The sequence below is a fragment of the Gulosibacter massiliensis genome (assembly GCF_900626105.1).
Lineage (GTDB): Bacteria > Actinomycetota > Actinomycetes > Actinomycetales > Microbacteriaceae > Gulosibacter > Gulosibacter sediminis.
In genome coordinates, this window is the sequence record NZ_UYZX01000001.1 from 874,985 (window position 1) to 901,483 (window position 26,499).

Genomic DNA, 26,499 nt, shown 5'->3' on the forward strand with positions numbered 1-26,499 from the left:
GGCATACCGGGCGCTCGGCGCGACGTTGTTGACGGAGTATGTCGCGTCGGCATCACATGTGACGCCTCGTGAATCATCGTGACGCGGCTCGCTTCCGTCCGCCGCCCGCCGCCCCTAACTTGGCTGCACGATCACACGACCGACCAAGTGAGGGGCCATGACCACGACCAAGCAATTGCACGACCACTTCGCGTCCGTGTTCGCGAGCATCGCGGCCGGCGCCGTCGAGCGCGAACGCGAGCGCGCCCTGCCGGTCGCCGAGGTGCGCGCGCTCGCCGAAGCGGGCTTCGGGCGGGTTCGGCTGCCCGAAGCGGCCGGTGGCTTTGGTGCCACCGTGCCCCAGCTTGCCGCGCTGCTCGTCGAGCTCGCCGCCGCCGACTCGAACGTCGCGCAGATCTGGCGGGGCCACATCGCCTTCGTCGAGGACGTACTCGTGTCGCGCCACAGTGACTTCCGAGCGCGTTGGCTCGCGCGGCTCGCCGAGGGTGCCGTGGTCGGCAACGCGTGGAGCGAAATCGGCTCGGTCGAGCGCGGCCAGCTCGGCACGAAGATCGACTTCGTCGGCGACGCGGCGAGCGTGACCGGCGAAAAGTTCTACATGACCGGCTCGATCTACGCCGACTACTCCGACACCACGGTGCAGGCCGACGACGGCACGCAGTACATCGCGGTCGTGCCGCTTGACCAGGACTCGGTGACCATTAGCGACGACTGGGACGGCTTCGGCCAACAGCTCACCGGAACGGGCACGATCGTGTACAGCGGTGCCGCGGTCGAGCGCGCCGACGTGATTCCATTCGACGACCGCTTCGCCTACCAGACCGCGTTCTACCAGCTCGTGCTGCTCGCGACACACGCTGGCATCGCTCGCACGGTGCTGCGCGACGCCTCGTCGGCGGTCGCCGCCCGAGAGCGCACCTACAGCCACGGCAACGCCGATCGGGTGCGCGACGACCCGCAGATTCTGCAGGCGGTCGGCGAGATCGGGGCGACCTCGTTCGCGGCCGATGCGCTCGTGCAGCGCGTCGCCGAGTCGATCGAGCACGCTTATCAGACGGCAGCCGCCGTGCGGGGCGGCCTCGGCGGCGACGACTCGGTGGCGGCGGCACAGGCCGCCGTGGTCGCTTCGGAGCTCGATTCGGCGCGCGCCCAGGTGACGCTGTCGCGCCTCGTGCCCGAGGCCGCGACCCGCCTGTTCGACGCGCTCGGCGCATCCGGGGTGCGTGCCTCGGCCGCGCACGATCGGCACTGGCGCAATGCCCGCACCGTCGCCTCGCACAACCCCTGGCTTTACAAAGCACGCACCGTCGGCGACTTCGAAGTCTCCGGCACCGAGCCCGCGTATCAGTGGGTGATCGGCACCGTGACGCGGCAGGCAACGGCGACCGCACCGGTGTCGTAGCGCTCGCGAACGAGGTCGGGCCGCGCAGCTGGACGCTGCGCGGCCCGACCTCGTTGCTGGTGCTAGTCGCGCCGCGGGCGCACCGTGAGCGTCTGCGCCAGGGTGCCGATCGGCCCCTCGGCGTCGTGCAGGATGCTCTGCGTGAGCCCCGCGCCGCGCGGGCCGATCGAGACGTGCGTGTCGAAGCCGAGCCACTCCCCGACCGGCACGCGGTAGAGGTGCGCGGTGAGGTCGAGGTTCGGGAACGCGACTTCGTCGGGCGACACGAGCGTCGCTGAGCCGTTCGCGAGGTCGGCGACCGAGAGCAACCGGGCTGTGTTGCTCACCGGCTCGCCCGTCAGGAGCGGCCGCTGGGGCCGGATCCAATACTGGGCGACGCCCGGGCCGCTCGACTGACGGCGCACGTCGAGCGTCTCAACGAAGGCGCCGTCCCAGGTGTCCCCCATGTCCCAGCTCGGCAGTTCGTCGACCGACGGGATGCGAGGCACGGTCGTGCCCGCGATGTCCTCGGTGTCGAATTCCTTCGTGAGCCAGGCCCGCGCACTCACCGCGGGCCGGCCACCATGGGTGAGGATCGCCTCGACGAGTTCGATGGTGCGGCCGGGACGCACGACACGCAGCTCGACATCGAACGGTTCGATCGGGATCACGCCGAGGATGTCGCACGAGAGCCGGCTCATGCGCAGCGTGCTGTCGCCATGGCGCTCATCGCGATCGGTGAGGATGAGGTGGCTGATGAGCCCGACGACGGGCGCGATGTGCTGCTCCTGGTTGTTCCAGCTGCCGCCCGTCTCGAGGCTCGGGCGGTACTGCGTCGCGGACTCGCGGACGAAGTAGGGCGAGTCGTGGGAATTGCGATCGGGAGTCATCATGCCGTGGGACCTACGCTTCGCGAGCGAAGGCGGCGGCCCTGCCGATCTGATCCTGCGTCAGCTCGACGCCGGTGTAGCGCTTGAACTGGCCTGCGGCCTGCAGCGCGAACACCTCGGAACCCGAGATCGTCGGCACGTTCGCAGACTGCGCGGCGCGGATCAGCGGTGTCTCGGCGGGCAGCGCGACGACGTCGAAGACCTGCTGAGCCGCGCCAATGTGTGCCTCCGAGAACGACAGGGTCTGGGCATCCGCCCCCTGCATGCCGAGCGGCGTGACGTTGACGAGCAGGTCGTGGCCGGGCGCAGGGTCGTCGGTGACCGCGCGGTAGTCGTAGCGGTCGGCGATGGCCTGGCCCGCCTCGGCATTGCGCGCGACGATCGTGAGGTCGTCAAAACCGGCGCCGCGGAACGCCGCGATGACGGCCTTCGCCATACCCCCCGAGCCGCGTACGAGCACCGACATCGAGGTGTCGAGCTGGTGGTTCTTAAGCAGCTGCACGACGGCTTCGTAGTCGGTGTTGGCCGCGGCGAGCCGACCGTCGGTGTTGACGATCGTGTTCACTGAGTCGATGGCCGCAGCCGACTCCTCGAGCTCGTCGACGAGCGGGATCACGGCCTCCTTGAAGGGCATCGACACCGAGCAGCCGCGGATACCGAGGGCGCGCACGCCGGCGATCGCGTCGATGATGTTCGTCGTCGTGAATGCCTTGTAGATGAAGTTCAGGCCAATTTCGTCGTAGAGGAAATTGTGGAACCGCGTGCCGTAGTTCGACGGCCGAGCAGCGAGCGAGATGCAAAGGGACATGTCTTTGTTGAGTATCGGCACACCGTCATTATGTACCTCGTAGGCTGGGCCCGAGCGGCGGGATTCGCTGCGGAAGAGCCGAAGGAGCACCGCCCATGAGCACTGGATCGACCGGCGAATTGCAGCTCGAGAACGACCACTTTCGCGTGACGAAGTGGACGATCGCGCCGGGCGGCGTGATTCCCATGCACCGTCACGACTTCGAGTACGTGGTCGTGCCGATGGTGACCGACCGCATGCACGTCGTCACCGCCGAGGGCAACGAGATCACCGCCGAGCTCGTCGCCGGCACCAGCTATACCCGTGCGGCTGGGTCGGAACACCGGGTCGAGAACCGGGGCGGCGCATCCGACATCGTGTTCGTCGAAATCGAGCGACTCGCGTAGGCGGTCGTTCGGCGCGGGGCGCTACGCGTCAACCCAGGACTGGCTCGCGGCCGAGGCAAGGACGCGCTCGGTGAGTTCGACGGCCCGGAGCCCATCGCGCACCGTCGGCAGCCCGTCGGGAAGCACGCCGCTCGACATCGCCGCGTAGCTGTCCCCGACGAAAGCTGCGAACGCGTCGAGGTAGCCGAGCGGATGCCCGGCCGGCACGTTGCTGAGGCGGGCGACGTCGCCACCGATGAGCTTCGGGTCGCGCTGGAGCAGCACCGAGCCGCCACGGTGGCCGATCCAGAGCGTCTCGGGGTTCTCTTGCTCGAAGCGGACCGTCTCGTGGGCGCCGCCGATCTCGACGCTGAGTGAATTCTTGCGGCCTGCTGCCACCTGCGAGATCGAGAGGGTGCCGAGTGCGCCCGATTCGAACTCAACGAGCAACACCGCGAGGTCTTCGGTGGTGACCTCGCGGCCGGAGCGCTCGGCGTGCACCGTCTGGGTGCGCGCGGTGAGCCGCACGATGCGCTCGCCCGCGAGGAACTCGGTAAGGTCGGCCAGGTGTGAGCCGATGTCGGCGAACGCGCGGGACGCGCCGCCCGCCTTGGCGTCGACGCGCCAGTTGTCGTCGCCCGGCTCGAGCAGCCAGTCCTGGTGATAGACGCCGGTAACGCCAGTGAGGTGGCCGAACGAGTGGGCGGCGATGCGGCGCTGCGCCTCGCGCGTCATCGCGTGGAAGCGGTAGGCGAAGGGCACGGTGAGCAGCCGGTCGCTCGCCTCGACGTCGGCAGCGAGCTGCGTCGCCTCGTCACGGCTGACGCCGATCGGCTTCTCGCAAACGACGTGCTTACCCGCCGCAATGGCGGCCCGAGCGAGCGGCACGTGGCTCGCGTTCGGGGTGCAAACGTGAATGACGTCGATGCGTGGGTCGCCGATAAGTTCCTCGGCGTTCGCCGCGCGGTCGACGCCGATCGTCGCCGCCGCATCGCGGGCGCGTTCGAGACTTGATGAGGCGATGCCGGCGATCTCGCCGTCGGCGATGCGGATCGAGCGCGCATGCACCTCCCCCATGAACCCGCCACCGATGATGCCGGCGCGAAGTCGAGTCGTCATGAGGTTCTCCTTTGAACCGGTCCCCGTGGGGCGAGGGTGTGCTGGTGCGCGGGGCGCGCGGCTCGCGCGTAGCACCCGGCGGGCCCGACCTCCGTCGCCCCATACTGCCACCGCTTCTGCAACACTGGCCGGAAGCGCCCGGCCGATCGGCCGTTAGCGAATGCGACCGCGCCGCCGCGTGACGCTCTGCAGGGTGTCGCGAATCGGCGCGCCGAGGAACAGGCCGAGCGACGCCCCCGACGCGAGGGCGAGGCCGATCGCGCCGGCGCTGACGAGTTCGGCGAAGCCGACGATGAGGCCCTGCGGGTCGTTCTCGGCCGCGACGATCGCGAGGATGCCGCGGAAGACCATCGAACCGGGCACCATCGGCACAATCGCGGCCGTGGTCACGGCGATCGACGGCACGTGCCAGCGGTGCGCGATGAGCGTGCCGAGGAAGCTTGCGAGCAGTGCACCGAAGCCGCTCGCGGGGGCCATGCCTATGCCGCCGAGCAGCGCGATGCTGTAGCCGCCCCAGGCGGTCGCGCCGAGCGCCGCCGAGATCGCGATCGTGCGAAGGCCGGCGCCGTTCCAGACCGCGACGGTGACGGCGATGAGGATCGCTCCGATGACCTGCATCCACACCGAGCCGAGCGCGGGCGGTTCGCTCGCGAGCGGGATGCCGATGCCCAGCGACTGGGTCAGCGCTACCCCGCCGACAATGCCGATGACGACGCCGAGGGTAAGCAGCGCGAGGTCGAGGATGCGCCCGCCGGCCGTGAGCGAAAAGCCGTCAATCGCATCCTGTGCGGCCGCGACCACCGACATACCCGCGAGCATCAACACGATGCCGGCCGCGACGATGACGGTCGGCCGCACCTCGTCAAACAGCGGCACGCCGAGGTCGCGGAGCCAGTTCGAGACCGCGGCGATCGCGACGACCACGAGGGCGCCGGCGGCCTGCGAGAAGAAGAACGGCACGTGCCATTTCCCGAGCAGCCGCTGCGTCATCGCGGCCGAGCAGGCGGCGAGCGCGATGATGAGCAGCACAAACCAGTTGGCGCCGTAGAGCACGCCCACGCCGAGGGCGAGGGTGCCCTGCGCAAGCACGATGACGGCGGGGCGGTACGGGAACGGCCGACGGCGGATCTTGTGAAAGCGCACGCGTGCGTGATCGAGCGTCACGCTGCCCGACTCGATGTCGGCGACGAGCGCTTGTAGCTGCTGGAGCTTCGTGTGGTCAGGCACGGGCGCGCGCACCACACGGATGAGCGTGAACGGCAGCTCGGTCTCGTTGCGGTGGTAGGAGACGCCGATTGAGTTGTAGGTGATGTCGACGTGCACGGGCTTGATGCCGAGCGCTGCCGCGACGCGGATCACGGCGAGCACGACCTCGTTCGCGGAGGCGCCGACGGCGATGAGCGCTTCGGCGATGCGCATCGCGAGGTCGATGACCTTGCGGGCGTACACCTCATCGATCGACAGCAACGCCTCGGTCATCGGCCTCGACGCGGGGTCGGTGCGGATGACGTTTTCGATGCGAGTTCGCCACTGCCTCCGAGAATTCACGGCCCCATCGTCCCACGCCCCTTTCCCCCATCGTCCAGCCGGGGTTGAGTGGTCGTTTTTTGTAGTTTCCAGCGCTTGGAAACTACAAAAAACGACCACTCAACTTTCTGCGACGCCGAACGGTTGTGCGGGTCCCGGGACAGTCGTGATGGAGCATAGAAGTTGGAATGCTGGACATGAGGGCTCGGTTATACCCCTCAGGGGTATAATCGATGCGCGGCCCGGGTGGTCGCGCGAAGGGAACATGAGGCAGACACGATGGCGAATCACACGCACGACGAACACCACGAGCTGGCAGGGCACGAGGGTCAGACGAACGCCGAAGAGCACGCCGGGCACGATCTGCATTCAGGGCACGACGCTCATGCAGGGCACGAGGCACATGCGGGTCACGAGGCTCATGCGGGTCACGGATCGCACGACATGCACGGTGGCCACGGCGGCCACGCGGGTCACGGTGATCATGTCGCCCAATTCCGCCGACTGTTTTGGATCATGCTCGTCATCGCAATCCCGGTCGTCGCGACGAGCGCGATGTTCGCGAGCCTCGTCGGCTACGAGCTGCCAGAAGTGGCATGGCTCGGATGGGTCTCGCCGGTGCTCGGCACGATCATGTACGTGTGGGGCGGCCGCCCCTTCCTCACCGGCGCGGTGAGCGAGATCCGCAGCCGTAAGCCGGGCATGATGCTCCTCATCGGCCTCGCAATCACGGTCGCGTTCCTCGCTTCGTGGGGAGCGAGCGTCGGGCTGCTCCACCACGAGCTCGATTTCTGGTGGGAGCTCGCGCTGCTCATCGTGATTATGCTGCTCGGCCACTGGGTCGAGATGCGCTCGCTCGCGCAGACCACCTCGGCCCTCGACTCGCTCGCGGCCCTCCTGCCAGACGAGGCCGAGCGCGTCGTCGGCGACGCCACCGAGACGGTCTCGCCCGCTGCCTTGACCGTGGGCGACGTCGTGCTCGTGCGCCCCGGGGCAACCGTCCCGGCCGACGGCGAGATTGTCGACGGCGCCGCCGCCATGAACGAGGCGATGGTCACCGGCGAATCGACGACCCAGCGCCGAGGCGTCGGCGACCACGTCGTCGCCGGCACCGTCGCGACCGACTCGGCCCTGCGCATCCGAGTCACCGCGACCGGCGACGACACGACGCTCGCGGGCATCCAGAAGCTCGTGGCCGACGCGCAGGCCTCGTCCTCGCGCGCGCAGCGCATCGCTGACACGGCGGCCGGCTGGCTGTTCTGGTTCGCGCTCGGCGCCGCGGCCATCACCGCGGTCGCCTGGTCGCTCTTCGGCCTGCCCGACGAGGCGGTCGTGCGCACCATCACCGTGCTCGTCATCGCCTGCCCGCACGCGCTCGGCCTCGCGATCCCCCTCGTCGTGTCGATCGCGACCGAGCGCGCGGCCCGCGGCGGCGTGCTCGTCAAGGACCGCCTCGCGCTCGAGTCGATGCGCTCGGTCAACGCCGTGCTCTTCGACAAGACCGGCACCCTCACCAAGGGCGAGCCGACCGTCACCGACATCGAGCCCACCTCGGGCCTCGAGGCGGATGCGGTGCTCGCGTTTGCGGCCGCCGCCGAGTCCGACAGCGAGCACCCGCTCGCCCGCGCGATCGTCGGCGCCGCCGAGCACCGCGGCCTCGCCCTCGCGGCCGCCACCGACTTCTCAAGTTCGCCCGCGGTCGGCGTGCGCGCCTCCGTCGAGGGCCGCACCATCGAGGTCGGCGGGCCGTACCTGCTCGAGCAGCACGGCCTCGCCGAGGCCGCCCCGGCCGCGGCCTGGCACGCCGAGGGCGCCATCGTCCTGCACGTGCTCGCCGACGGCGAGATCGTCGGCGCGCTTCGGCTCGCCGACGAGGTGCGCGCCGAGTCACGCGACGCGGTGGCCGCGCTGCACGCGCAGAGCGTCGAGGTCGTCATGATCACCGGCGACGCGCAGGCGGTCGCCGAATCGGTCGCGGCCGAGCTCGGCATCGACCGCGTGTTCGCGGGCGTGCGCCCCGAGGACAAGTCGGCGAAGGTCGCCGAGCTGCAGCACGAGGGTAAGCGCGTCGCGATGGTCGGCGACGGCGTCAACGACGCTCCGGCGCTCGCGCAGGCCGACGTCGGCATCGCGATCGGCGCGGGCACCGACGTCGCAATCGCCTCCGCCGGCGTCGTACTCGCGTCGAGCGACCCCCGCTCGGTGCTCTCGGTGATCGAGCTGTCGCGCGCGAGCTACCGCAAGATGCGCCAGAACCTCTGGTGGGCGGCCGGCTACAACCTCATCTCGGTGCCGCTCGCGGCGGGCATCCTCGCGCCGATCGGCTTCGTGCTGCCGATGAGCGTCGGCGCGATTCTCATGTCGCTCTCGACAATCGTGGTCGCGCTCAACGCCCAGCTGCTGCGCCGCCTCGACCTCACGCCCGAGGCGAGCACGAGGCGGATGCGCGCCGGCAGCTAGGCGCCCGTCACGGGTACACGAGCACAAACGCCTCACACACGACGGGCATGTCGGGCGCGAAGCCGCGCGGGTTCTCGGAGTACTCGCGCCAGAACCGCTCGTGCGCCTCACGCCAGTACGCGAGCGTGCGGTCGCCCTCACCCTCCGCGTGCGCATGGTGCGCATCCACCTCGGCAAACGGGCAGATGCGCACCCGCGTCGTTTCGATGACGGCGCGGGGCTCGCCGGCTCCGTCGAGCAGGATGCTGTGCTCCCCCTCGCGCGGCACGGCCTCGCCGGTCGACTCGGAGTCCCAGAGCGACGAAGCCGTCGCGGTCTTCGTGCCGACGAGCACGAACGCGAGCAACTCGTCGGCGTGCTCCGCGGTCGCACCGAAGGCCCACGCCTCGGGCGCCGCCACGGGAAGTTCGGGCTTCGCCTCGCGCACCTGGCGCCAGAATTCGGCGGGTGTTGTCATTCCGCCAGGATAATTGGCCGCACCAGGGCCGCCGCCCGCGCCACCACCGCACGCTAGGAGCATCCGTGCCGCACTACGACCTCATCCTCACTGAAACGCGCAACCGCGTCGGCTACATCACGCTGAACCGGCCCGAGGCGCTCAATGCGCTCAACCTGCAGCTCAGCGGCGAGATCATCGAGGCCGCGCTCGCCTACGACACCGACCCTGAGATCGGCGCCATCGTCATCACCGGCTCGGAGCGCGCGTTCGCCGCCGACACGGCGAAGTTTGGTCAGCCCGAGATCAACCTCGGCGTGATCCCCGGCACGGGTGGCTCGCAGCGCCTGCCCGCCGCGATTGGCAAGTACAAGGCCGCCGAGATGCTCTTCACAGCGCGCGTCATGAACGCCGACGAGGCCGACCGCGCGGGCCTCGTCTCGCGCGTGGTGCCCGCCGCCGAGCTTCTCGACGAGGCGACGGCGGTCGCCGAGACCATCGCCGCGAAGTCGCTACCCGTGGTCTACGCAATGAAGAACGCGCTGCGGGTCTCGCAAGACTCGGGCATCACTGACGGTGTGCGGTACGAGCAGCAGGCGTTCACCTCGGGCTTCTCGCTGCACGACCAAAAGGAGGGCATGGCGGCATTCCGCGAGAAGCGCGACCCCGAGTTCCGCAGCGAATAGCGGCCGCGCGTCGCCGCCTCCATGAACTCTTGCGGTGACGTGGCTACGGTTGGCACAAGGCACGCGACCGCCAACGCCGGCGGGCGGCGGAAAGGTCGACATGGATGTCACTGACCAGGTTGCGGTCATCACCGGGGGCGCCTCGGGCCTCGGCCTCGCCACCGCAAGACGGCTGCGCGATCGCGGCGCCCGGGTCGTGGTCGTCGACTTGCCGGGCACGCCGGCGACCGACGCGCTCGCGACCGAGCCCGACCTCACGTTCGCGGGCGCGGATGTGCGCAGCGAAGACCAGGTCGCCGCCGCCCTCGATGCCGCGGCCGAGCTCGGCGACCTCCGCGTCGTCGTGAACTGCGCGGGCGTCGCCGAGGCGCTCAAGGTTGTCTCGAAGCACGGCCCGAACCCGCTCAACCGTTTCGAACGCGTGCTCGCAATCAATGTCGTCGGCACCTTCAACGTGATTCGCCTCGCGACCGAGCGGATGCTCCGCCTCGCCCCGCTCGGCGAGGAGCGCGGCGTCGTGGTCAACACCGCCTCGGTCGCTGCGTTCGACGGACAGATCGGCCAGGCCGCCTATTCGGCGTCGAAGGGCGCAATTCACGCGATGACGTTGCCGATCGCGCGCGAGTTGGCCGAGTACCAAATCCGCGTCGACACGATCGCGCCCGGCACGTTCGACACTCCCCTGCTCGCGGCCCTGCCCGAGGCGGCGCGTGAGTCGCTCGGCAAGCAGGTGCCGCATCCGGCTCGGCTCGGCCGCCCCGAGGAGTTCGCGCTCCTCGTCACCCAGATCATTGACAACCCCATGCTCAACGGCGAGACGATTCGGCTCGACGGCGCGATCCGAATGGCTGCGAGGTAAGCACGATGCGTTCCACGTTCCATATCGACGACCGCCAGGAGTTCCGTGAGCTGGTGCGCGAAGCAGTCATCGTCGACGCCGTACGGACCGCGTCGGGTCGCGGCAAGCCTGGCGGCGCGCTCTCGGGCGTGCATCCCGTCGACCTGCTCGCCTCGGTGCTCGAGCAACTCGTCACGCGCTCAGGCCTCGACCCCGAGCTCATCGATGACGTTATCGCCGGCAACGTGAGCCAGGTCGGCGAGCAGGGCGGCAACATCGGCCGCACCGCGGTGCTCGCGGCCGGATTCCCGCACACCCTGCCCGCGACCACGATCGACCGGCAGTGCGGCTCGAGCCAACAAGCCGCCACGTTCGCCGCGCAGGCGATCATGTCGGGCAGCCAAGACATCGTGATCGCCTGCGGCGTCGAGTCGATGAGCCGCGTGCCGCTCGGCTCCTCGACAGCAGGGCAGGATGCGCTCGGCTCGCGCATGCGCGCCCGCTACCCCGAGGGCATGGTGCACCAGGGCGTCTCGGCCGAGCTCATCGCCGCGAAGTGGGGCTTCTCGCGCGCTGAGCTCGACGACTTTGCGGCCCGCTCGCACGCGCTCGCCGCGGACGCCGCGAGCGCGGGCGACTTCGCGGCCGAGCTCGTGCCAATCGAAACCGAGGCGGGTGCCCACCTCATCGACGAGACGGTGCGGCCCGGCGCAACCGCCGCATCCCTCGCCTGCCTCTCGCCCGCGTTTGCGACGCCCGAGTACACAGCGCGGTTCCCCGAACTCGACTGGAAAGTCACGCCCGGCAACTCCTCGCCCCTCACCGACGGGGCATCGGCCGCGCTCATCATGTCGCGCGAGCGAGCGGATGCACTCGGCCTGCACCCCCGCGCCCGCTTCGTTGCGTTCTCGGTCGTTGGCGACGACCCGATGCTCATGCTGACCGGCCCGATTCCCGCGACCGAACGCGTGCTCAATCGTGCGGGCCTTGGCATCGACGACATCGACGCCTTCGAGGTGAACGAGGCCTTCGCTTCGGTGGCGCTCGCCTGGCAGCGCGAGACCGGCGCACCGCTGGACCGGCTCAACCCGCGCGGCGGCGCGCTCGCGCTTGGCCACGCGGTCGGTTCGTCGGGCACCCGCCTCCTCACAACTCTCGTGAACCAGCTCGAGGCCAGCGGCGGCCGCTACGGGCTGCAGACGATGTGCGAGGGCGCGGGCATGGCGAACGCGACCGTCATCGAGCGGCTCTAGCAAGCGGGCCACAGACACTCGCGGAGGCGCCCAGGCCGCTCTGGGGTGCCCCCACAGCGCACATGCGGTGGCCCAGCTAGCTGCGTTGGATTTTCGTGGTTCTCGTGGCTGCGCGCACCACCAAGTGCTTGAGCCCGCCGACCTCGCCCTTGGCGGCAGGGGTGGTGCTGGTCGACGTCGTCGGCGCCGCGACGCTCGTTACCCGGGCGATCGCCGGCAACGTCGTGACGCTCGCCGCGAGCCTGATATCGGCCGGTTTCGAGGTCGAGTACGGGCGTATTGAGGTGCTGCTCCGCGTCCTCGGCACGCTCGATGCCTTCCGCTCCGTGCCGTGTTTTCCAGCTCGGCGGCGATGACGCAGGTCGACAGCCACCCTCCGAAAAAACCTATCCACAGGGCTCACGTCATACCGTGCTGGTGCGTCTACCCTGCGTGAGCAAGAATCACCCCTCCGACCAGCCGTCGAACGTCATGGCGTCACGGTGCTGCGCTGATGGAACTCTCGGCGGCGACATCGGCGACCTCGACGCCAAATCCACCCTTCTCGAACTGGAGCAGACGACATGAGCGACCCCACCCCCACCGCAACCGAGCAGTCCGCCCTCGAACTCACCACCCCCGACCTCATCATCGGCGACGACGGTCTCGCGCGCCCCGTCTGGGCGAGCAGTGACGACGTGCTGCGCGACTACTACGACACCGAGTGGGGCATGCCGGTGCGCGACGAGCACGGCATGTTCGAGCGGCTCAGCCTCGAGGCCTTCCAGTCCGGGCTGTCATGGGCGACCATCCTGCGCAAACGGCCAGCGTTTCGCGCGGCATTCGACGACTTCAACCCCGACGTCGTGGCCGAGTACGACGAGCGCGACGTCGAGCGGCTACTCGGCGACGCGGCGATCGTGCGCAACCGCGCGAAGATCATGGCCACCATCGGCAACGCCCGCGCCACGGTGCAACTGCGCGACAAGGGCGGCCTGAGCACGTTTGTTTGGTCGTTTCAGCCTGCCGTTACGCCGGCACCACGGTCTGCCGAGGAGGTACCGAGTCGGTCGGCGGAATCGGTCGCACTCGCCAGGGCACTGCGCAACGAGGGCTTCTCGTTCGTCGGCCCGACCACCATGTATGCGCTGATGGAGGCCGTCGGCATGATCGACACCCATCTCGTTGGCTCCCACCGGCGCGGGAGTTCCGGGGTTTGGCCCGAGTAGCTGTGCTTCGCTGGGCGCATTCGTTCGATCGCAGGAGCTGACATGTCATCGCAGAACGCACCCGCCGCCCCAAGTGCCGTCGACTACGACCTCATCGTCATCGGCGCCGGCCCCGTCGGCGAGAACGTCGCCGACTACGCCACGAAGCAGGGCATGCGCACGGCCATCGTCGAGTCTGAACTCGTCGGCGGCGAGTGCTCGTACTGGGCCTGCATGCCGTCGAAAGCGCTCCTCCGAAGCGGCGAGGCGCTCGCCGCGGCGCGGCGCGTCGATGGTGCCAAGCAGGCTGTCGGCGAGATCGACGTCGAGGCCGTTCTCCGACGCCGCACGGCGTTCACCAGCAACTGGCACGACGATGGCCAGGTTGCCTGGCTCGAATCGGCGAGCATTGCGCTGATCCGCGGCGCCGGGCGGCTCGTGGGGCGCGGTCAGGTCCGGGTGGGCGAGCGCACCTATACGGCCAGCACCGTCGCGCTCGCGACCGGGTCGGTACCAACCCTGCCGGGCATCCCTGGTCTCGCCGAGGCCGACCCTTGGGGCACGCGGGAGGCGACCTCCGAAACGTTGATCCCGCCACGGCTTGCCGTGCTCGGAGGGGGCGTGGCGGGGGTCGAACTCGCGTTCGCTTATGCGTCACTCGGGTCGAAGGTCACGGTGCTCGCGCGCAGTGGGCTTCTGGGCCGGGAAGAACCGTTCGTCGGCGAGCTTGTGGCGGATGCGCTGGTCGGGGCCGGCGCCGACGTGCGCATTGGCGTCTCGCCGCGTCGCATCGACCGGCTCCCCACCAACGATGCGGGTCGCGGTGCGGTCCGCATCGACCTCGACGACGACACGACACTCGAGGCGGATGAGCTGCTCGTCGCGACCGGTCGACGCACCAACACCGACGGGCTCGGGTTTGAGGCCGCCGGCGTCGACGGCCTCGAAGTCGATGACACCATGCTCGTGAATGGCACCGACTGGCTCTACGCGGTCGGCGACGTGAACGGTCGCGCTCTCCTGACCCATCAGGGCAAATATCAGGCTCGGGCCGCTGGCGAAGCAATCGCCGCTCGACTGCGAGGCCAGCCCCTCGACGCGGCGCGCTGGGGGCGTCACGTCGCGACCGCCGACCATGATGCAGTACCCCACGTCGTGTTCAGCGACCCCGAGGTCGCGAGCGTCGGGCTTACCGAGGCCCGCGCGCGTGAGCGTGGCCTGCGCATCCGTGCCGTCGAGTACGACCTCGGCGCGGTGGCCGGCTCGGCACTGCACGCCGACCACTATTCCGGCCAGGCAAAGCTTGTCGTCGACGAAGACCGACGCGTCGTCATCGGCGCCACCTTTGTCGGCTACGGCGTTAGCGAACTCCTACACTCCGCCACCATCGCAATCGTCGGCGAGGTGCCGGTCGACCGGCTCTGGCACGCGGTGCCCTCCTACCCCACCATGAGCGAGGTGTGGCTGCGCCTGCTCGAGGCCTACTTCGGGTAACGAAGGTTGACGCGAAATCGCGTCCCAGGCACATCTTTACTTCACGAACTCTTCGATTGCACTTTGACTAGCAATAGTGCAGAATTGCACTCTGTGATTGAGAGTGCAAGCGATGCCCGGGAGCTGCGCAAACGCGAAACTTCCCGGGCATTGACCTGTCAGGCCCGCAAGCTGACCTCTGAAGTTGGCTTCGCCGGCTTCACGATCGAAGAGCTCTGTTCCTCAGTTGGCGTCTCCCGGCGCACCTTCTTCAATTACTTCGAGTGCAAAGAAAATGCGGTGCTCGGCTACGGCTCCGCCACGACCGACCCCCGCGAACACGCGATCTGTGAGGAGTTCGTTGCCGCCCGCGGCGACCTGATCGACGACTTCGTCGAGATGATCATCGCCCGATGGGAGATCGCGAACCCCGTCGAAGACACCGAGACGATGTTCGCGGCCATCGAGGACGAGCCTCGCCTCATCAAGGCCGCTTTCAACGAACTCCACAAGAACGAACTCCGCGACGTCGAACTCATCACCCGGCGCCTCGGCGACGTCAGAGATGCCCAGCTCCGGGCCGAAGTCATCGTGCACGGCATCGGCGCACTCATCAGACTGACCCTTCACCAGCTCATCCACCACCACTCGACCGAATCACCGCGCGAACTGCTCCTGCAGCGCGTGCGGCTCGCCCGAGCCGAATTCTCCCCCTCACAGAAAGCCAGCTAATGCCAAGCTCCGCAACGCAGGGAGCACCATTCCTGCTCACTCGGCGTCGAATCTGGCTCATCTTCGGCGCCCTCATCGCGGGCATGCTGTTGTCGAGCCTCGACCAGACGATCGTGTCGACCGCCATGCCGACAATCGTCGGCCAACTCGGCGGCGTCGACCACCAGCTGTGGATCACGACCGCCTACCTCCTCGCGAGCACGATCGTCATGCCCATCTACGGCAAGTTTGGCGACATTCTCGGCCGCCGCAACCTATTCCTCATCGCGATCGCGATCTTCACGCTCGCCTCGATTGGCTGTGCCTTCGCGGGCAGCTTCTGGGCATTCGTCATCTTCCGCGCCGCGCAAGGGCTCGGCGGTGGCGGCATGATGATCCTGTCGCAGGCCATCATCGCCGACATCGTTCCGGCGAACGAGCGAGGCAAGTTCATGGGCCCGCTCGGCGCCGTCTTTGGTCTCTCGGCCGTCGCCGGCCCACTCCTCGGCGGCTACTTTGTCGACCACCTCACCTGGCAGTGGGCGTTCTACATCAACATCCCGATCGGCATTGCGGCGTTCGCGATCGCGTATTTCGCGCTCCAGCTGCCGTCGCGCAAGCCCGAGAAGCGCATCGACATTCTCGGCGTCGTGTTCATCTCGATCACCACGGTCTGCCTCATCTTCTTCGCCGACTTCGGCGGCGACACCGCCTTCGGCTGGGGCTCCCTTGCGGCGTGGGCGTGGGGCGCCGGCCTCGTCGTGGCCGCGGCCGCGTTCATCTTCACCGAGGCGCGCGCCGAAGACCCGATCATCCCCCTGAGTCTGTTCCGCAACCCGGTCTTCATCAACGCCACGGCGATCGGCCTCATGCTCGGTATCGGCATGTTTGCCGCCATCGGCTTCATCCCGACCTTCCTGCAGATGGCCTCCGGCACCTCGGCCGCGGTCTCGGGCCTGCTCCTCGTGCCGATGATGGTCGGCATGATGGGCACGTCGATCGCCTCCGGCCTGCTCATCACGAAGACCGGCCGGTACAAGATCTATCCGATTCTGGGCACGATCGTCACGGCCCTCGCGATGGTCGCGTTCACCACCCTGACCGCCGAGACACCGATCTGGCTCATCTGCGTGTTCCTGTTCGTCTTCGGCGTGGGCCTCGGCCTGATCATGCAGGTCGTGGTGCTCGTGGTGCAGAACGCGGTACCCGCCGACGAGATCGGCACCGCGACGAGCACGAACAACTACTTTCGTGAGGTCGGCGCATCGCTCGGCACCGCGGTGTTCGGCACGATCTTCACCACGCGGCTCACCGAGAACCTCGTGAACGTCTTCGCGACCAGCGGCGCTTCGGCCGATGCGGCCTCCCAGGCCGCCTCGACGATCGACCCGGAGACCCTCAACGCGCTTCCCGACGACGTTCGCACGGGCATCATCTCCGCCTACGCCGACGCGCTCGCGCCCGTGTTCTGGTACCTGCTGCCGTTCATCGGGCTCGCGTTCATCCTCTCGCTCTTCCTCAAGCAGATCCCGCTCTCGGATCAGGCCGGGCTCGTCGCGCGCGGCGAGGCCATCTGTGGCGCCGAGGCCGAGCAGCTCGAGGCGCAGCGACACGAGAACGCGCTCGTGGATGTCGTCACCGGGCCGACCACGACACTCGAGTCAGGCGACGCCGAACCCGATCGCCTGTCTTCGTAGCGTTCAATCCTGATGCGAAGGCCGCTGCCGCCCGTCATGCACGGGCGGCAGCGGCCTTCTTCGTGTCGCTGGCCGGTCGGCACGGTTTCGATCCACCACCGCTTGTGTCCGATCCTTATGCGTCGGGTCCCTTTGCAACGCATGCGCGATCGCGCTCAAGGAGTCGATCAACGAGATCTACCAAGCCGAGTGCGTACACACGGAATTCTTCCGCGACGGCCAGCACAAGACGATCGCCATCATCGACTTCGCTACCCTGACTTGGTCGACTTGTACAACGCCCGCAGACTCCACGCTAGCCTCGGGACGGTCAGCCCCGACGCGTTCGAGCCTGCCTACTCAGCCGCGCTCAGGAGAGCGCCGCTCCCCCGCATAGCAGCGGCGCAGATCTCGGGACGGTTCGTCCTCAACTGGCTCGACGACCACGACCGATACCTGCTCTCCTGCACCGTCCACACCCCAGTCACCGGCGACGACGTCGTCACCAGCTTCCTCGCGAACATCGAACGCCACGGCCCACCCGCGTCCACCCTCACCGACAACGGCCGCGTCTACACCACCCACCACGGCGGCGGCCGCAACGCCTTCGAATACGTCCTCGCGCTCCTGAGTATCCGACAGAAAAACGGCGCCCCGAACCACCCACAAACCCAGGGCAAAGTCGATCGATTCCACCAAACCCTGAAACAGTGGCTCACGGCCCGGCCCCGCGCCCGCACCACCCACGAACTCCAAACCCAGCTGACCACGTTTCGCGAGCATTACAACGAACGCCGACCCCACCGATCCCTCACCGGGCATACCCCGGCCCAGGCCTTCGCCGCGACCCCGAAAGCGGTCCCCAGCGATCACACCGACACCGCGCACTACCGACTGCGCTACGACCGCGTCAGCGACGGCAAGATCAGCTTCCGCCGCGCCGGCCGCATGCACCACCTCGGCATCGGCACCGCGAACAACGGCAAACGCGTCCTCGCGATCGCCGACGACACCACCGTCACCGTCACCCACCTCACCACCGGCGAAGTGCTCTCCACCCACGACATCGACCCCGACCGCGGCTACTGGAGAAACAAACAACGAGAGCCTGGCCGATGGCCAGGCTCTCGTTGAGTGACATATCTCGTGACTCATCTGGGACATATGTCCCGACTCATCACAATGGTGGACCTAGCGGGAGGCTTGTCGAAACTTGCCCCGCCGCTGGCCCGCTTGAGTTTGATGCATCGCGCGATCCGTCTTCGTGCGCGGCATGGTGTCCGTCGCGAGGAGTCTCACGTCCGACAGCAGGCAAGGGTCAGCGGTGAGGTGCTCCTTTCGGCAGAGGCTCAATACGCGGCCGGTGAGACGCTGCGCACGATAGCCACGGAAGTCGGCGTGAGTCGGCAGCGGCTAGCGTCACTGTTGCGCGAGCGAGGTGTGCGTCTTCGTCGCACCGCTCCCTCGAATGCGGAGGTTCAGGAAATGGTTCGGCGGTATGCCGACGGCGAGTCTCTCGAACGCGTGGGCGCACGCGTCGGTTTTTCGGCCGGCACTGTTCGAAACCATCTGATCGCTGCGGGGGTACTGCTCCGCGATCCACAAGGGCGTGAGCGATGAACCCTCCCTCGACCCTGCTCATGGCTGTGCGCCTTCGCCAGCGAAGTTGCCGGCGTGCTCAGAGCGGGGGTCTCCGAACTTGCGGACCCTATTTCTGGCTTTCAGGGTTGCGGGACGCTCGGCGTGGTGCCGCCTACTATAGGTACAAGAGCGTGTCCGCGACAGGTTCGGGTAGGCGCTCGATGGCACCGGAGCGCTCGCTGAGCGTGCGCAGGTTCCACCAGGTCGCTGCGCGAACCTCTTGTGGGCTTGTACCCCAGGCCTGACTCAGCAGCAGCTCGATGCGTCCTGTGTCGGCTGGTCTGCGGGAACGCACCTTGCGTGCGGGAAAGTCGGTCTCGCACAGAACCCGGTCCCGCGGAAGTCGTCGGATCTGATCTTCGGACATTGCAGCGTTGACCGAAAAGTATGCATCGACGTCGATCGCCCGCTTGACATCGGTGTCATCTCCGTTGAACCAGTGCAGGATCGCTCCGCGCGTCTTGGCATCGGTGAGGTACTGGACGACCTCGGTTGTCGCTCCGGAGCTGTGAATGGAGACCAGCACGGGCTCGCTGCGCACGATGGTCAGTACGTCTTGGAAGATGGAGCACTGGGCCGCCCCCGTTGTTAGGTCCGGTCTCTGTGTGAGTCGTCGGGTTCCATTTCGTGGGTGCAGTGGCGAGCATAGTCGGCTGGGGTGCGGTAGCCCAGCGCCGAGTGGCGTCGCACGGTGTTGTACTCGGTCTTCCAGTCGCCGATGACGACCTGGGCGTGCAGCAGCGAGTAGAAGCTGTTGATGTTCAAGCACTCGTCGCGGATGCGGGAGTTGAACGACTCGACGTAGCCGTTGAGCCACGGCGAGCCCGGCGGAATGTACGACAGGCCGGTGCGGGTGCCGGCCCAGTCGGCGATCGCCTGGCTGATGAACTCCGGCCCGTTGTCGCTCCTGAGGACCGCGGGCGGGCCGTGCAGCGTGACGAGGTCCTCGAGGTGGTCGGTGAGACGGTCGGCGGTGATGGAGCGCTCCACGAGCCCGCCGATGCACACCCGGGTGTGCTCATCCACGATCGACGCGATCTTGATCGGCCTGCCGGCCTCGTCGACGTCGAACTGGAAGTCGATGGCCCACACCACGTTCGGCGCGCACGCCTTCGGTGCGGTCGCGGTCGACGAGCCGACGCGCTTGCGACGGCGTCGCTGCGGCACGCGTAGGCCTTCCTCGCGCCATAGCCACTGGATCTTCTTGTGGTTCACGACCCAGCCCTCGCCGCGCGCGTCGTGGTAGGCACGCCGGTAGCCCCAGCGAGGATGCTTCTTCGCGTAGGCACGCAGCCACTCGCGCAGTGCGGCGTCGGGGTCGGCGACGGTGTCGGCCTGGAGAGCACGCCGGTAGGCGGACCTGGATAGCCCGGCCAGACGGCACGCCATCCGCTCGCTCACCTGCATCTTGGTGATGAGGTGAGCGACGGCGGCGCGCCTTCTGCCCGGGCCTAGAAGTTTCCCTCTGCCAGCTCCTTCAGCGCCGCCTTCTCCAGCTCCGCATCCGCGAGCAGGCGCTTGAGGGTCGCGTTCTGCTTCTCGAGCTCCTTGAGGCGTTTCGCGTCGTCGGCCTTCAGGCCGCCGTACTGGTTACGCCACCGGTAGTACGTCTACTCGGACACGCCCAGCTCGCGGCACACCGCCGCGACGTCCGCGCCGTCGGCCAGCATCCGGTCGGCCTGTCCGAGCTTTCGCACGACCCGCTCAGGCGTGTGCCGCTTCCTTGTGTTCGTCATGATGAGACCAGTCTTCCTGCCCGCAACGGCGAGCATCAAGACGACTCACACAACCACTGGACCTATCCCACGGGGTCAGCCCAGATGCGTGTAACCCCTCGACGTGCTGAGATCATGGATAGCAGTCCACACTGCTGGGCCGGATAGTCCGACGAGGCGGCTACCGACAGTCCATCCCGAACGGAAGAGGCTCCGTGCAAAAAGTATCCCTACCAGCGTTGATGCGCCACCAACTGGAGATCGCCAGAAACGCGTCAAGCGGGCGCAGTGGCCATACCATTTACGGCGGCCACGAACATATCCTCCGACAAACGATGATCGCTCTGCGTGCCGGCTCCGAGCTTCACGAGCATGAGAACCCAGGCGAAGCAACCGTGCAGGTACTCCACGGACGAGTGACCCTCACTGGTCACGACGCCAGCTGGAACGGCTCCCCGGGCGACCTGATGTTCATACCCGATGCCCCGCACGGGCTGGAAGCAGTCGAAGACTCGGTGGTGGTCTTGACGGTGGCGAAACGGCCATGAGCCTGCCCGTCAACCACTGCCCATAACACTCGGAGAGCCTGCCGCCAGCGTCTTCGCGTCCGGCAGCGGCAGCACCGCAGACGATCCCGGCCCGAACACGAAACTGCCCCGCCATCAGACGGGGCAGATTTCGAATTTCTCAACTTACGTGGACCTAAGGGGATTCGAACCCCTGACCTTCTCATTGCGAACGAGACGCGCTACCAACTGCGCCATAGGCCCTTACAACAAGAGTCAACGTTACCATCCGTTTCGCGACAGCGCGAAATCGATGGCGGCCACCCACGCGCCCGGGCGAACTGACACCAACGCCAAGAGGCTCGCGCCGCGCGGGCGAGGCACGAACAATATGGGAATGTTGGCCTACTAAACCCCGCCCAATAGTCCTGCGCCCCTTGGAGACTCGGGCGATTCGACGGACGAGCAGTCAGTCTTAACCGTTGCCCAGGCCGTTGCCGGCGCCGTTACCGGTGTCGTCACTGGTCGGATTGGGCTCCGGGTCAACCGGGTCCGACGTGGGCTCCGGGTCGCTGCCACCTCCACCGATGCCGCCGGTCTCGGCGGGCTCCTCGGTCTCTTCGGGGGCCTCGGTCTCTTCGGGGGCCTCGGTCTCTTCTGGCTCTTCCGTCTCCTCGGGCGTTGTGCTCGGGGTGGGATCCTGCGTCGCCTTCGGCGAGGGAGCCACATAGGTCACACGGTTCGCGTAGTGCTCGTCGCGAGCGTCACCCAGCGCAGTCGCCAACTGAATCACCGCATTCGCGATCTGGTCGAGTTGCCCTCCACCGAGTGCCGTGTTGACTTGCTCGGCGGCCGTGTCGATCTCGGTCGAGGTGTCCCAGTTCATCGCCGACCAATTGGCCTTGTGCTCGGGCACCATCGACACGAGCTCGGGCGCATAGGTGCCCGTGAAGTACGAAATCGAGTCATCCGAAAGCGACTGCGTCTCGCTAGCATTGTTGTCGATCACCGACGACGATACGGCCTCGATGCGCTTCTGCATCTCGTCGCTCGTCTCGTTGGAAACGAATGCCGACGACATCGCGTAGGCACCGAGCACGGGGTTCGACGAATCTGCCGCCGCCTGCACATCGGCGTCAATGACGACCACGTTCACGGGCTGCACGCCAGCGGCATCCGCCGCGGCGAGCGCCTCTCGCCGGTTCGCACCGACAAACGAGATGAGCATCGGCAGCACAATCACAACAACGAGCACGACGACGAGCAGCGTGACGAGGTTGACGCGGCGCTGCTGCGAAGAACTCCGCCAACGCGCGCCCAGACCACCGGTGGCCGCACGGGCATTCGACGCCCCGGTGCGCCCACGGTCACGGCCCTGGGAAGTGAACAGACCCGACTCAACCTGCACCGGATCACCGCTGGTCTGGTCGAACGGATCCGGACCTTCGCGTCGCGCCATCGAGTGCCTGCCAACCTTGTTGCTGATTATGGGAGTTGCCGGTCGCCACGAACGACAACCGTCAACCGCTCATCCTACTGACTAACCCGCGCGACGGCGACGAAGCACGGCATCCAAGTCGTCGTAGTCGCCGACGCCTGCATCTTCAACGATCGCGTCGACGTCGCCCATGTGGCTCCACTCGCTCGCACTGCCGACGGTAATCGGGCGGATGCGCTGCACGCCATTCGGCAGGCTCGCAACGTCGCGGTGCGCGTCACGCAGGGCCTGCGTCGAGCGGTCCGACTCCTCACGCAGGAGCTGCGCGAGATCAGCATCCATCTGATCACGCTTGCTGCCTGGGCCATCGGGCCCACCGTCGGGGCCGCCCTGGGGCCTGCCAAGCTCGGCTGACGTCGCCCGGCCAAGATAGAGCGGCTTCGGCAGCGGCACGGGCGTCCACGAGTTCGCGGGAGCCGGCGCAGCGTCCGTGCGCGTCTCGACATCGAAGAAGATGAGGTCGCGCTGCTTCGGCTGCGCCTCCGCGATCTCCTCAAGTTGCTCGGCGATCTCCTGCGCCTCAGGTGCGGCCACGACGACTTCGTCCTGCTGCGCGAGCCACACCGAATTAATGCGAGAAAGCATCCAGGCAGCGCCAACCGCCGCCGTGACGCCGAACACCAGCAGCGAAATACCGAGCCCACTGAGACCGACGACCAGGCCAATCACGGCAAGCAGCAGACCAGACGCGCCCACGCCGGTTGCTGTGAGGCGACCGCGCTGGCGACGCTTCGCCGCCTCGCGCGAGCCGGCGAGCCGAGGCACCTGCCCCGTAATCTTGCGCTCGACCGCGCGCTCCGAGCCCGACGAGCCGCCGGCCCAGCGCTCCTGCGCAGTTTCGCACGTGCCGCGAATCTCTGCCTCACGCTGCGCCGCGCGAGCCGCTGCCGCCCGCGCCCGAGCAGCGGCCTCACGTCGTGCAATTGCGTCTGCCATCTCCGCCTCCGCTGCCTCTCGTTCCTGCTTGCTTGCTCGCACCTCGGCCAGTTCCAGCCGGGCGGATGCCTCTCGTTCTGCCGCCTCCGCGCGCACCTGCTCGCGCACCGCGTCGGCCTCGAGCTGACGCGCCCGCTTCAGCTCGCGGCGCTGCGTGCGCACCTCGCGGGCGTTCGCCTCGAGCTCGTAGACCTCGGGGTGAGCGGCCGTCTGCGCGAGCGCGCGAATCGTCTGCTGCAGTCGCACCGCATTTCGTTCGGACGCCCGAGCGTTGTGCTCGCGCACCCACGTCGGCACGTAAAATCCGACGGCAAGCAGCGCGATCAACGCGAGCGCGAGACTGCTTGCCCCTCCGAATTCCTGCATGCGACCACGCTAGGGGGCCGCCCGATCGTTGCAGCGGATTGTTCTGGGAGTGTCTGGTGTGACGTATGTGGTTTCCCAGGTATTTCGCAGTTTCCCGCGCCCGCGGGCGAACGGCCAGGTCATCAGTGCCCACACACCCCCGACGAGCAGCAGCACGATCGGCACGTACCAGGGCCACTCCGGCATCACGTTCAGGGCGGATGCGGTCGCCGGCTTGTGCGCGAGGAACCCATAGTTGCCTCCTGAAACCACATTCCCGACCCCCGCGACGACCGCCCACACCACCGCCGAGCCGAAGGCCCACCAGTACTCGCGCCACGTGGGTCGATACCCATAGCCCCAAACGATCACGATCGCCGCGAGCTGCACGAGCAGATGAAAGCTCCAGTAATCGACAAACTCCGCCGGGGCCGACACGTAGTAGTTCAGCGACGGGGTCACGACTGCCTGCAGGTTCAGCGTGAGACCCCAGAAGAACAGCAGCGCAAGCCACAACCTCCGCCGCGTGATCAGTGCCAAAGCGGCAATGAGCCGCAGCGCATCCGAGTAGTGCAGCGGCAGCGACTCCCCCGGGTTCCAGTTCTCGGGCAGCACCCCCCCAGCCCCACCACCCGATCGACCAGGCGAGCAGCACCCACCCACACCTGCGATACACGCGCGCCTCGCGCTCAGTACCGCGGATGCGTCGGGCCAGCGGCACGCATACGGCCACGAGGACGACGAGCAATGCCAGCATCAACCAGTGCGCTGCCCCGTAGCTCGGCATCGAGCCGGTAATCTCCCGCAGGGCCGCCGCCCGAACTACGCGAGCGGTCCCGTTTCGGGCCGCACCGCGACCCGCTCGTCGACCTGGCCCGCCCGCCAGCGCGCCAGCACTCCCTGCGGCACCTCATCGCGCACGAGCCCGAAGCAGTAGTGGTCGCGCCAGTCACCATCGATGTGGATGTATCGGTCGCGGCGCCCCTCGTATCGAAACCCCAGTTTCTCGACGACCCGCAGCGACGGACCATTCTCGGGACGAATGCAGATCTCGACCCGGTGCAGGCCCAACGCGCGAAAGCCGTAGTCGGTGGCCATCGCCACGGCGCTCGGCGTGAACCCGCGACCCGCAACGCTCTGCGAGACCCAGTACCCAATCGTGCCCTGCAGCACGGCGCCCCACTGGATGTTCGACATCGTCAGCTGGCCTACCAACTGCCCTTCAGCCTCGAGTACCCACGGCACCGCAACGCGTTGCGCCGACTGCTCGAGCAGCGAGCGCACCGCGCCCCGCACGTTCCAATTACCGGAGCCACCCGGCAGCGTTGCTTCCCAGGGCTGCAGCCACGGCCGGTTCTCGAGCAACACACGTTCGAGCTCCCGCGCATCGCGGGTGCGAAGCGGGCGCAGCGTGAGCTCGCCGTCGTTCAGCGCGGGATGCTCCACCCCGGCGAACATGACTAGTTCCCGTTCTTCGTCTGCTGCGCGAGCTGCTGCGCGTACTGCTGAATCCACTCGCGCACCTCGGGGCCGTGCTCAGCGTTCGCGATCGCGAGCTCGACGTTCGCCTTGAGGTACTCGAACTTGTTGCCGGTGTCGAAGCGGCGGCCACCGTAGACGAGGGCTACGACACCGCCGGTTTCCTCACGGTTCGCGGCCATCTCGACGAGGGCGTCGGTGAGCTGAATCTCGCCGCCGCGCCCGGGAGGAGTGTTCTCGAGAATCTCGAACGCCTCTGGGCGGAGCACGTAGCGACCAATCACCGCGAAGTTCGACGGGGCATCCTCAACGGCGGGCTTCTCGACGAGCGAGTTCACCCAATAGGTCGGCCACTCGTAGTCGCCGGCGCTCTTGAACTCGCCGTCGACGAGCTGCGGCGCGACCACGCCGTATGACGACACCTGTTCCTGCGGCACCTCCTGCACCGCGACGACGCTCGCGCCGGTCTCGCGGTGCACGCGCACCATCTCTCGCAGCAGCTGGCCGCCCTCGGCGATGATGTCGTCACCAAGTAGCACCGCGAACGACTCGTCACCGACGTGCTGGTGGGCGCGGTAGACCGCGTGGCCGAGGCCGAGTGGGCTGCCCTGACGCAGGTAGTGCACGTCCGCGAGGTTGCTCGCGTGGCGCACGGCCTCGAGCTTGTGCTGGTCGCCGCGCTCCTCGAGCGCCGACTCGAGCTCGAGGACGCGGTCGAAGTGATTCTCAAGCGGCGTCTTGTTTCGACCGGTCACCATGAGGATGTCGGTCAGTCCCGCCTCGACGGCCTCTTCGACCACGTACTGGATCGCGGGCCGATCGACGACTGGAAGCATCTCCTTCGGCATCGCCTTCGTTGCCGGCAAGAACCGGGTGCCGAGACCAGCAGCGGGAATGACCGCCTTGTTCACCTCAAACGTCATACTGTGCATCCTAACCATCCGCGTTGACCGCTAGCGTTGACCCATGGCCAGCAAATACGAGCTCCGCGCAACGGTGCGCGGCATGCGACGGATGCGCGGGCAGACCGCCACCGCGGCCCTCGCCGACAGCCTTGCCGAGCAGCTGCGCGGCCTCACGCGCAAGTTCGACGCCCGCGTGGTCGCCTGCTTCGCGTCCACCACCCTCGAGCCACCGACCGCCGCGTTCCTGAGTTGGGCCCGCGACCACGACGTGCAGGTGCTCCTTCCCCGCGCCAGCTCCGAAACCACCCTCGAGTGGTGCGTCGACACCGGCGAGTTAGCCGAGCATCCGCGACTGCGCGTGCCCGAACCGGTCGGCCCAGCCCTCGCCTCCGGCCTCGACACCGCCGAGCTCCTCCTGCTGCCAGCCGCCGCAGCCGACCGCAGCGGCACCCGACTCGGCTGGGGCGGCGGCTACTACGATCGTGCCCTCGCCGTGCTTGAACCGGAGCAGCGGGCGCGAATCATCGCGGTCGTGCACGACGACGAAGTGCTCGAACGCTTGCCCCGCGAGCCCCACGATGTGCGCATCGCAGGCATCGTGACACCATCGGTCTACCTCGAAACGCCCGCCAACGCGAATTAACCAGCGACCCAAATTCCGATG

Annotated in this window: 25 protein-coding genes, 1 tRNA gene and 1 pseudogene; 14 read left to right on the plus strand and 13 right to left on the minus strand. The window is 67.8% G+C overall.

Annotated features, from left to right (window positions below; all coding sequences use genetic code 11):
* The first annotated feature begins 157 nt into the window (after positions 1-157).
* A complete protein-coding gene (locus EJL01_RS04225; protein WP_125106387.1) occupies positions 158-1,402 on the plus strand; it encodes an acyl-CoA dehydrogenase family protein in 1,245 nt (414 codons plus the stop codon).
* A gap of 62 nt (positions 1,403-1,464) precedes the next feature.
* Here the strand turns inward: EJL01_RS04225 and EJL01_RS04230 are convergent, their stop codons facing one another.
* Together EJL01_RS04230 and EJL01_RS04235 are read right to left on the minus strand one after the other, a co-directional pair.
* Positions 1,465-2,274, minus strand: a complete 810-nt coding sequence (locus EJL01_RS04230; protein WP_235988478.1) for a thioesterase family protein — start codon at positions 2,272-2,274, stop codon at positions 1,465-1,467.
* A gap of 10 nt (positions 2,275-2,284) precedes the next feature.
* Complete coding sequence (locus tag EJL01_RS04235) at positions 2,285-3,100, minus strand: shikimate 5-dehydrogenase (RefSeq protein WP_125106388.1); 816 nt, start codon at positions 3,098-3,100, stop codon at positions 2,285-2,287.
* Between the two features lie 74 nt (positions 3,101-3,174).
* Between EJL01_RS04235 and EJL01_RS04240 the strand changes: the two genes are divergently transcribed.
* Positions 3,175-3,465 (plus strand): cupin domain-containing protein, encoded by a 291-nt coding sequence (locus EJL01_RS04240; RefSeq protein ID WP_125106389.1) that lies wholly within the window; start codon positions 3,175-3,177, stop codon positions 3,463-3,465.
* Between the two features lie 21 nt (positions 3,466-3,486).
* On the opposite strand, the gene EJL01_RS04245 is transcribed toward EJL01_RS04240, so the two are convergent.
* Both EJL01_RS04245 and EJL01_RS04250 read right to left on the minus strand, forming a co-directional pair.
* Entirely contained in the window at positions 3,487-4,563 is a 1,077-nt protein-coding gene (locus EJL01_RS04245; RefSeq protein ID WP_125106390.1) for a Gfo/Idh/MocA family protein, read from the minus strand.
* Between the two features lie 153 nt (positions 4,564-4,716).
* Positions 4,717-6,111 (minus strand): threonine/serine exporter family protein, encoded by a 1,395-nt coding sequence (locus EJL01_RS04250; RefSeq protein WP_241209099.1) that lies wholly within the window; start codon positions 6,109-6,111, stop codon positions 4,717-4,719.
* A gap of 258 nt (positions 6,112-6,369) precedes the next feature.
* On the opposite strand from EJL01_RS04250, the gene EJL01_RS04255 reads away from it, so the two are divergent.
* Positions 6,370-8,550, plus strand: coding sequence for a heavy metal translocating P-type ATPase (locus EJL01_RS04255; RefSeq protein ID WP_125106392.1), 2,181 nt, complete (start codon positions 6,370-6,372; stop codon positions 8,548-8,550).
* 7 nt (positions 8,551-8,557) lie between these two features.
* Here EJL01_RS04255 and EJL01_RS04260 read toward each other — a convergent pair whose 3' ends face one another.
* Entirely contained in the window at positions 8,558-9,007 is a 450-nt protein-coding gene (locus tag EJL01_RS04260; RefSeq protein ID WP_125106393.1) for an ASCH domain-containing protein, read from the minus strand.
* 65 nt (positions 9,008-9,072) lie between these two features.
* Here EJL01_RS04260 and EJL01_RS04265 point away from each other — a divergent pair, with 65 nt between their 5' ends.
* The 9 genes from EJL01_RS04265 to EJL01_RS04305 all read left to right on the plus strand — a co-directional run bounded on the left by EJL01_RS04265 (position 9,073) and on the right by EJL01_RS04305 (position 17,944).
* A complete protein-coding gene (locus tag EJL01_RS04265; RefSeq protein WP_125106394.1) occupies positions 9,073-9,672 on the plus strand; it encodes an enoyl-CoA hydratase-related protein in 600 nt (199 codons plus the stop codon).
* A gap of 100 nt (positions 9,673-9,772) precedes the next feature.
* Entirely contained in the window at positions 9,773-10,531 is a 759-nt protein-coding gene (locus EJL01_RS04270) for an SDR family NAD(P)-dependent oxidoreductase (RefSeq protein ID WP_125106395.1), read from the plus strand.
* A gap of 53 nt (positions 10,532-10,584) precedes the next feature.
* Complete coding sequence (locus tag EJL01_RS04275; protein ID WP_125107401.1) at positions 10,585-11,763, plus strand: thiolase family protein; 1,179 nt, start codon at positions 10,585-10,587, stop codon at positions 11,761-11,763.
* 161 nt (positions 11,764-11,924) lie between these two features.
* Positions 11,925-12,119, plus strand: coding sequence for a hypothetical protein (locus EJL01_RS04280; protein ID WP_125106396.1), 195 nt, complete (start codon positions 11,925-11,927; stop codon positions 12,117-12,119).
* Positions 12,120-12,326: 207 nt separating this feature from the next.
* Positions 12,327-12,971, plus strand: a complete 645-nt coding sequence (locus EJL01_RS04285; RefSeq protein ID WP_125106397.1) for a DNA-3-methyladenine glycosylase I — start codon at positions 12,327-12,329, stop codon at positions 12,969-12,971.
* A gap of 42 nt (positions 12,972-13,013) precedes the next feature.
* Positions 13,014-14,444, plus strand: a complete 1,431-nt coding sequence (locus tag EJL01_RS04290; RefSeq protein WP_125106398.1) for a dihydrolipoyl dehydrogenase family protein — start codon at positions 13,014-13,016, stop codon at positions 14,442-14,444.
* A 93-nt stretch (positions 14,445-14,537) separates the two neighbouring features.
* Complete coding sequence (locus EJL01_RS04295) at positions 14,538-15,155, plus strand: TetR/AcrR family transcriptional regulator (RefSeq protein WP_125106399.1); 618 nt, start codon at positions 14,538-14,540, stop codon at positions 15,153-15,155.
* Positions 15,155-16,831 carry an MDR family MFS transporter gene (locus EJL01_RS04300; protein WP_125106400.1) on the plus strand — a complete coding sequence of 559 codons (1,677 nt, stop codon included), beginning with the start codon at positions 15,155-15,157 and terminating at the stop codon, positions 16,829-16,831. The genes EJL01_RS04295 and EJL01_RS04300 overlap by 1 nt, the downstream gene beginning before the upstream one ends.
* 261 nt (positions 16,832-17,092) lie before the next feature.
* Complete coding sequence (locus EJL01_RS04305; protein ID WP_164509711.1) at positions 17,093-17,944, plus strand: integrase core domain-containing protein; 852 nt, start codon at positions 17,093-17,095, stop codon at positions 17,942-17,944.
* Between the two features lie 622 nt (positions 17,945-18,566).
* Here EJL01_RS04305 and EJL01_RS04315 read toward each other — a convergent pair.
* Complete coding sequence (locus EJL01_RS04315; protein WP_348982892.1) at positions 18,567-19,088, minus strand: TatD family hydrolase; 522 nt, start codon at positions 19,086-19,088, stop codon at positions 18,567-18,569.
* Positions 19,040-20,187 (minus strand): annotated as a pseudogene (locus tag EJL01_RS04320) (IS3 family transposase). Before EJL01_RS04320 ends, EJL01_RS04315 begins: the two are co-directional and overlap by 49 nt.
* A gap of 194 nt (positions 20,188-20,381) precedes the next feature.
* On the opposite strand from EJL01_RS04320, the gene EJL01_RS04325 reads away from it, so the two are divergent.
* Positions 20,382-20,714, plus strand: coding sequence for a cupin domain-containing protein (locus tag EJL01_RS04325; RefSeq protein WP_125106404.1), 333 nt, complete (start codon positions 20,382-20,384; stop codon positions 20,712-20,714).
* A 149-nt stretch (positions 20,715-20,863) separates the two neighbouring features.
* On the opposite strand, the gene EJL01_RS04330 is transcribed toward EJL01_RS04325, so the two are convergent.
* The 6 genes from EJL01_RS04330 to galU form a co-directional block, all read right to left on the minus strand.
* Positions 20,864-20,936 (minus strand) — tRNA-Ala (locus tag EJL01_RS04330).
* Between the two features lie 211 nt (positions 20,937-21,147).
* Entirely contained in the window at positions 21,148-22,131 is a 984-nt protein-coding gene (locus EJL01_RS04335) for a hypothetical protein (protein ID WP_125106405.1), read from the minus strand.
* Positions 22,132-22,212: 81 nt separating this feature from the next.
* Positions 22,213-23,472 carry a hypothetical protein gene (locus tag EJL01_RS04340; protein WP_125106406.1) on the minus strand — a complete coding sequence of 420 codons (1,260 nt, stop codon included), beginning with the start codon at positions 23,470-23,472 and terminating at the stop codon, positions 22,213-22,215.
* A gap of 9 nt (positions 23,473-23,481) precedes the next feature.
* Positions 23,482-24,066 carry a TMEM164-related integral membrane acyltransferase gene (locus EJL01_RS04345; protein ID WP_164509713.1) on the minus strand — a complete coding sequence of 195 codons (585 nt, stop codon included), beginning with the start codon at positions 24,064-24,066 and terminating at the stop codon, positions 23,482-23,484.
* A 207-nt stretch (positions 24,067-24,273) separates the two neighbouring features.
* Positions 24,274-24,909, minus strand: coding sequence for a GNAT family N-acetyltransferase (locus EJL01_RS04350; RefSeq protein WP_125106408.1), 636 nt, complete (start codon positions 24,907-24,909; stop codon positions 24,274-24,276).
* A 2-nt stretch (positions 24,910-24,911) separates the two neighbouring features.
* Positions 24,912-25,853, minus strand: coding sequence for a UTP--glucose-1-phosphate uridylyltransferase GalU (gene galU, locus EJL01_RS04355; RefSeq protein ID WP_125106409.1), 942 nt, complete (start codon positions 25,851-25,853; stop codon positions 24,912-24,914).
* A 43-nt stretch (positions 25,854-25,896) separates the two neighbouring features.
* Between galU and EJL01_RS04360 the strand changes: the two genes are divergently transcribed.
* Positions 25,897-26,478: a 5-formyltetrahydrofolate cyclo-ligase gene (locus tag EJL01_RS04360; protein ID WP_125106410.1), complete on the plus strand. Its 582-nt coding sequence runs from the start codon at positions 25,897-25,899 to the stop codon at positions 26,476-26,478.
* The last annotated feature ends 21 nt before the right edge of the window (positions 26,479-26,499 follow it).

What these genes read in the sequence shown, in the direction of transcription:
- EJL01_RS04300 (WP_125106400.1), top strand. Translation starts at nt 15,155, where the DNA reads ATGCCAAGCTCCGCAACGCAGGGAGCACCATTCCTGCTCACTCGGCGT.
- EJL01_RS04350 (WP_125106408.1), bottom strand. Translation starts at nt 24,909, where the DNA reads ATGTTCGCCGGGGTGGAGCATCCCGCGCTGAACGACGGCGAGCTCACG.
- EJL01_RS04225 (WP_125106387.1), top strand. Translation starts at nt 158, where the DNA reads ATGACCACGACCAAGCAATTGCACGACCACTTCGCGTCCGTGTTCGCG.
- EJL01_RS04260 (WP_125106393.1), bottom strand. Translation starts at nt 9,007, where the DNA reads ATGACAACACCCGCCGAATTCTGGCGCCAGGTGCGCGAGGCGAAGCCC.
- EJL01_RS04240 (WP_125106389.1), top strand. Translation starts at nt 3,175, where the DNA reads ATGAGCACTGGATCGACCGGCGAATTGCAGCTCGAGAACGACCACTTT.
- galU (WP_125106409.1), bottom strand. Translation starts at nt 25,853, where the DNA reads ATGACGTTTGAGGTGAACAAGGCGGTCATTCCCGCTGCTGGTCTCGGC.
- EJL01_RS04340 (WP_125106406.1), bottom strand. Translation starts at nt 23,472, where the DNA reads ATGCAGGAATTCGGAGGGGCAAGCAGTCTCGCGCTCGCGTTGATCGCG.
- EJL01_RS04360 (WP_125106410.1), top strand. Translation starts at nt 25,897, where the DNA reads ATGGCCAGCAAATACGAGCTCCGCGCAACGGTGCGCGGCATGCGACGG.
- EJL01_RS04230 (WP_235988478.1), bottom strand. Translation starts at nt 2,274, where the DNA reads ATGATGACTCCCGATCGCAATTCCCACGACTCGCCCTACTTCGTCCGC.
- EJL01_RS04270 (WP_125106395.1), top strand. Translation starts at nt 9,773, where the DNA reads ATGGATGTCACTGACCAGGTTGCGGTCATCACCGGGGGCGCCTCGGGC.
- EJL01_RS04335 (WP_125106405.1), bottom strand. Translation starts at nt 22,131, where the DNA reads ATGGCGCGACGCGAAGGTCCGGATCCGTTCGACCAGACCAGCGGTGAT.
- EJL01_RS04285 (WP_125106397.1), top strand. Translation starts at nt 12,327, where the DNA reads ATGAGCGACCCCACCCCCACCGCAACCGAGCAGTCCGCCCTCGAACTC.
- EJL01_RS04245 (WP_125106390.1), bottom strand. Translation starts at nt 4,563, where the DNA reads ATGACGACTCGACTTCGCGCCGGCATCATCGGTGGCGGGTTCATGGGG.
- EJL01_RS04290 (WP_125106398.1), top strand. Translation starts at nt 13,014, where the DNA reads ATGTCATCGCAGAACGCACCCGCCGCCCCAAGTGCCGTCGACTACGAC.
- EJL01_RS04255 (WP_125106392.1), top strand. Translation starts at nt 6,370, where the DNA reads ATGGCGAATCACACGCACGACGAACACCACGAGCTGGCAGGGCACGAG.